Here is a 5,601-nt window from a genome sequence, read left to right as displayed (position 1 = left end):
GTGCTGTCCGCCGACACGTCGTGCGTCCGCGCCGGATCGGTGCTGTCGACTGCGGCACGTGGAGTATTCCTCGCGGCACCACAGCCGGCGGTCGTCCACAGCGGGCCCGGCTATCCACAGATCATCATCGGGTGCTCACGCCTCCTCGGAATCCTCCGGGACGCTTCGTCGTGCGAGCCGGAGAATTGCTCCGACTCACGACGAGCGGAGTGCGAGATGAACGAGACGACGGTGACGGTGACGGGCAACGTCGCCAGTGACGTGATCGCCAAGCGTGTGGGCCCCAACCAGGAACACCTCGTCGTCAACTTCCGGGTGGCGAGCTCGGCCCGCCGGTACGACAAGGCCTCCGACACGTGGGTGGACGGCGACCGCTTCACCGCGTCGGTGACCTGCTGGCGCCGCCTCGCCGACGGAGCCCGCTCGCTCGTGAAGGGCGACCCCGTGGTCGTGACGGGGCGCCTGTCCGTCCGCGAGTTCGAGGTCGAGGGCGTGCGGCGCTACATGACCGAGATCAGCGCGACGGCGGTGGGGCCCGACCTGGCCCGGTGCAGGGCCACGGTGCACCCGTGGCGGGCCTCCGCGACGGAGGGCGTCGAGGTCGTGTCCGCCGGGTCGGACGGCGCGCGCGACGACGATGCCGACACGGGAGCCGAGGCCGAGCTCGGCGGTCCCGGTATCGATCCTTCGGCACCCGGCGGACCGGGCACCGACGACGTCCCGGTGACGGCCGAGGAGCCGGTGCCGGACGGCGCGACGGTCACCGGCATCGCGGCCGGCGAGCGCCGTCGCTCCGGTGCCGCTCGCGTCAGCGCCTGAACAGGCCCCGGGGCCGGTGGACGCCGAGTCGTGCCAACTACCATCGTGGGCGTGGCTGAGTTCATCTACACCATGAAGAAGGTTCGCAAGGCCCATGGTGACAAGGTCATCCTCGACGACGTCACGCTGAACTTCCTGCCCGGCGCGAAGATCGGTGTCGTCGGCCCCAACGGGGCGGGCAAGTCGAGCGTTCTGAGGATCATGGCCGGACTGGACCAGGCCAACAACGGCGAGGCGTACGCGGCCCCGGGGGCGAGCGTCGGGATCCTGCAGCAGGAACCCCCGCTCAACGAGGACAAGACCGTCCTCGGGAACGTGCAGGAGGGCGCCGGCGACGTCGCCGTGAAGCTCGCGCGCTACAACGAGATCGCCGAGCTCATGGCCACCGACTACTCGGACGAGCTGATGGAGGAGATGGGGGCCCTCCAGGAGGACCTCGACAACTCCGACGCCTGGGACCTCGACTCCCAGCTCCAGCAGGCGATGGACGCGCTGCGCTGCCCGCCGGGTGACTCCCCGGTGACGCACCTGTCCGGCGGCGAGCGCCGGCGTGTCGCGCTGTGCAAGCTGCTGATCAGCAAGCCGGACCTCCTCCTGCTCGACGAGCCGACGAACCACCTCGACGCCGAGAGCGTGCAGTGGCTCGAGCAGCACCTCGCGAGCTACGAGGGCGCGGTCCTGGCCGTCACCCACGACCGGTACTTCCTCGACAACGTCGCGGGCTGGATCCTGGAGCTCGACCGAGGACGCGCGATCGGCTACGAGGGCAACTACTCGGTGTACCTCGAGAAGAAGGCCGACCGCATCGCGGTGCAGGGACGCAAGGACTCCAAGCTGCAGAAGCGTCTGAAGGACGAGCTGGCGTGGGTGCGTTCCGGAGCCAAGGCCCGGCAGGCGAAGAGCAAGTCGCGTCTGGCCCGCTACGAGGAGATGGCGGCCGAGGCGGAGAAGACGCGGAAGCTCGACTTCGAGGAGATCCAGATCCCGCCCGGCCCGCGTCTGGGCAACGTGGTCGTCGAGGTGAGCCACCTCGACAAGGGGTTCGACGACCGGCTGCTGATCAAGGACCTGTCGTTCTCCCTGCCGCCGAACGGCATCATCGGCGTCATCGGGCCGAACGGTGTCGGCAAGACGACGTTGTTCAAGACGATCGTCGGGCTCGAGAAGCCGGACTCCGGCGAGGTGCGGGTCGGCGACACGGTGAAGCTGTCCTACGTCGACCAGGGGCGTGAGGGGCTCTCCGGCACCGACAACGTCTGGAAGGTCGTCTCCGACGGGCTCGACTTCATTCAGGTCGGCAACGTCGAGATGCCCTCCCGGGCCTACATCTCGGCCTTCGGCTTCAAGGGGCCGGACCAACAGAAGCCGGTCAACGTCCTCTCCGGTGGCGAGCGCAACCGCCTGAACCTCGCGATGACCCTGAAGCAGGGCGGCAACCTGCTGCTGCTCGACGAGCCCACGAACGACCTCGACGTCGAGACCCTGTCGTCGCTCGAGAACGCGTTGGAGAACTTCCCCGGCTGCGCCGTGGTGGTCTCCCACGACCGCTGGTTCCTCGACCGCGTCTGCACCCACATCCTCGCGTGGGAGGGGACGGACGACCACCCGGCGTCCTGGTTCTGGTTCGAGGGCAACTTCGCCGACTACGAGCAGAACAAGATCCAGCGGCTCGGTGCGGACGCGGCACGCCCGCACCGCGTGACCCACCGCAAGCTGACCCGGGACTGAGGACCGGGACGAGGTGGAGGGGTCGGCGCGGCGGTCCGCGATCCAGGGGCTCAGTGCGAGCGCGATCCTCGAGGTCGCCGAGGGCCTGCGCTGGACCGACCCACAGCTGAGCGTCGCGCTGGCCGAACACGTCGCGAGGTCGGCCGGCGAGGATGCCGGAGCGCGCAGCGCCGCCGAACGTTCGGCGGTGCTCGCGCTCGGGCAGTCGGACCGCGCGGCGGCGCTGATCCTGCGCGCCGTGCCCCAGCTGGAGGACGCCGACCGGGCGGGGCGGTCCGCCGACGCCGCGGTGCTGCGCTGCGAGCTCGCGCTCGCCGCGGTGCGCTGCGACGAGCTCGACGCCGCGGAGGCCCTCCTCGGACCCCTGGCGGCGGGTCAGGTGCTGGACACCGGGGTGCGTGCGGACGCGCTCGTCGCGTGGGCCGCGGCGCGCGCGGCGCGGGGCGACGTCGCCGGGGTCGACGCCGCGGCACGGCAGGTGGACGACCTCGTCGGGAAGCCGTCGGACGACGTCCGCCGCCTCGCCGTCCAGCGGTCCCGTTCGCGTGCCCGCCGCGTCATCGGTGACGCCACGGACGCCCTCGCCGTCCTCCGGAACGCGACCATCGGCGAGGCCGTCGTCGACGGGGGCCGGGAGACGGCCCTGATCGTCGCGGACCAGGTGGAGCTGCTCGCCGAGCTCGGTCGGGTCGCGGAGGCGCGCGAGCTGGGCGGCCCCTTGCTCGCCGCGACGCCCCAGGCGACCACGGCGCTCGCGGTGGGACGGGTGCGCTGCGTGCTGGCGCGGCTCGTCTCCCTGGCGGACGGCGACGTCGACACCGCCGGACGCCTCGCGCGCGAGGCAGAGGCCGACCTCGTTGCGCGCGGCCACGAGGCCCAGGCCGCGGAGGCCGTCGAGGTGCTCGCCGAGGTCGCCGCGCACCGGGGCGACAGCCGCCACGCGCTCGACGAGCTGCGGCGGGCGCACGGCTACGCGTCGTCGGCGCGGGAGGAGACGACCCGGGCCCGGATCGCCCTCGCGGTGGCGCTGTCGCGCACCCAGCACTCCGCGCCTGCCGACGGGTCGCCACCTGCCGTGGTGGAGCCCGTCGACACCGGCCGCCGGCACCCCGACCCGTCGCCCGACTCCGCCCCGCCGGTGGTCCTCCCCGACGGGGGCGGCCCGTCGCTCGACTCCCTCGGCGTCGCACCCGACGCTCCTGGCCTCGGAGCGTCGACGGGCGACGGGACAGGGTCGGCGCAGGGTGAGGCCCCGGTGCGCGGGTCGGCCTCGGAGTCGGCGGCGGAGGGGGCGGAGGAAACGGCTCCGGAGGTCCGTCCGGGCCGGCGCCGGGCGCGGTACCGCGACAACGCGGATCCCGGCGAGGCACTGGCAGCGGCGTTGGCGGCCGCCCGCGGGGGCAGCCTGGACCCGTTCGCCGCCCCGGCGAGCGCGACGCCGATGCCTGAGGGCGGGTCGTCCGACGACGAGCCCTCGGCAGCATCGACCGGCCTCGAGGCGATCGAGTGGTCCGACACCGCCCCGGACACCGATACCGACCCCGGGTCCGACGCCCGGAGCAGGCGTCTCGCCCGGGCGCGCGCCCGGTGGGAGACCGGCGAGTCGTGGCTGTCGCGGCGCCCCGGAACTCCGGGTGACGACGCCGCCGCCACCGAGGGGGCCGACCAGCCGGACCACCGCGGCGGCCGGCGCCGTGTCGGTCCCGGCGTCGGGGACGACGCCGAGCGCCGGACGGATCGCCACCGCCGGCGCGACGAGCAGCGGTCGGAGGACCGCGTGCCGGACCCCCTGACGGCCGCAGGCCCGGCGCGCCGTGACGCGGACGGGGCCGGGGAGACCGAGGGGGCGACCCGGCGTCGGGCGGGCCGGGAGGACGACCAGCCGCTCGGGCGCAACGGCGACCACCCGCCCTCCCGGAACGGGCACGGCGCTGTCGGGGGCGGCCGGGTGGTGCGGGACGCGGTGCCCGATGCCGACGGTGGCGGCTCGACCGGGCCTCGGAGCCCATGGCCCTACGGCGGGGCGCAGGACAGCGGGTACGGCAGCGTGCTCGAGAACGGGCGGCCGCACCGCGATCCGTCCGCCGGCACGTCGGCCGTCGTGGGCGATCGTGCTCCACACGGGCGCGACGGCCGGGACGGGGAGCCGGTGACGATCGCCGCGCGCTGGGGCGACGCGCTCCGCGACGGGCGACCCGCCGTGCCCACGTCACCGTCGGTGTCGTCCGCGCCGGACGGCGTCGACGACGAGTACCGGCGGGAGCTGGCCCTCACCCTGGTCGACCTGCTCAGTGAGTACCAGGACGCCGCGCCCCCGACCGCCGCAGCGCCGTCGACGACGCCGCCGACGCCGCCGACGATGACGACGCCGCCGCCGCCGGACGGACGCGCACCGAGCGGTGCGACGTCCGCGCCCGAGACGCGGCGCGGTGGAAGACCGGCAGCACGAGGGCCCCGCAACGGGGTCCCGTCGGCGCGACGGGCGGACGACTCGGGGCCCCGGCTGGCCGACCTGCTGGCGGACGCCATGGACGCCTACCACTCGGCGGAGCCCGCAGCGGACGATCGGCGCGCGCGTCGCTGACCCCCGGCCGGCGCGCGAGCTCGTTGTCCGTGCCGACCTGGCTCGTGCGGCGACGGCGGGAGCGGCCGCGCGCACCGGAGAGCAGGGCTCCGGTGACGGACGCGGGGTGGCGAGGAGACGGTGGCCCGGGTGCCGGGCGCCCGCGTCGCCCACGGCAACGGCTCCGGACTGTTGGCGGACCCCACGCCGGCGCGAGCCTCGCCCGCCGGTGTCGCGCCCGGGCCTCCGTGCCGGTCCCTCGCGCGAGGCGTGGTGGGCGGTGGAGGAGGTCGCGGCGGGCTCGAGCACCACTGGAGGGGTGCTGACCTGCGCCGATGATGTTCGACCACCCCCCGTGACGGGCGCCCTGATCGCCCGTGTACTGTTCTCCATGTCGCCAGGACACAGAGGTTGAACCCGGTCCGGTCGACGCAGTAAGATGGGAAGGTCGCCTTCCGGAAGGCTCGCTCGGTGAGTGGGTTGGTATGGTG

The 5,601-nt window shown here is 74.1% G+C and carries 3 protein-coding genes; all 3 read left to right on the top strand.

Annotation, left to right across the window (positions count from 1 at the left end; all coding sequences use genetic code 11):
• The first annotated feature begins 216 nt into the window (after positions 1 to 216).
• From WCD41_RS30985 to WCD41_RS30975, 3 genes are read left to right on the top strand one after another with little or no spacing between them, the layout of a single operon-like run.
• A complete protein-coding gene (locus WCD41_RS30985; protein ID WP_337719119.1) occupies positions 217 to 819 on the top strand; it encodes a single-stranded DNA-binding protein in 603 nt (200 codons plus the stop codon).
• 51 nt (positions 820 to 870) lie between these two features.
• Positions 871 to 2,547, top strand: a complete 1,677-nt coding sequence (gene ettA / locus WCD41_RS30980; protein ID WP_337719118.1) for an energy-dependent translational throttle protein EttA — start codon at positions 871 to 873, stop codon at positions 2,545 to 2,547.
• 13 nt (positions 2,548 to 2,560) lie between these two features.
• Positions 2,561 to 5,131 carry a hypothetical protein gene (locus tag WCD41_RS30975; protein ID WP_337719117.1) on the top strand — a complete coding sequence of 857 codons (2,571 nt, stop codon included), beginning with the start codon at positions 2,561 to 2,563 and terminating at the stop codon, positions 5,129 to 5,131.
• The last annotated feature ends 470 nt before the right edge of the window (positions 5,132 to 5,601 follow it).

This window comes from Actinomycetospora aeridis (assembly GCF_037400275.1).
Lineage (GTDB): Bacteria > Actinomycetota > Actinomycetes > Mycobacteriales > Pseudonocardiaceae > Actinomycetospora > Actinomycetospora aeridis.
Note: the sequence above shows the minus strand (reverse complement) of the source record. Positions and strands in the feature narration are given on the sequence as shown.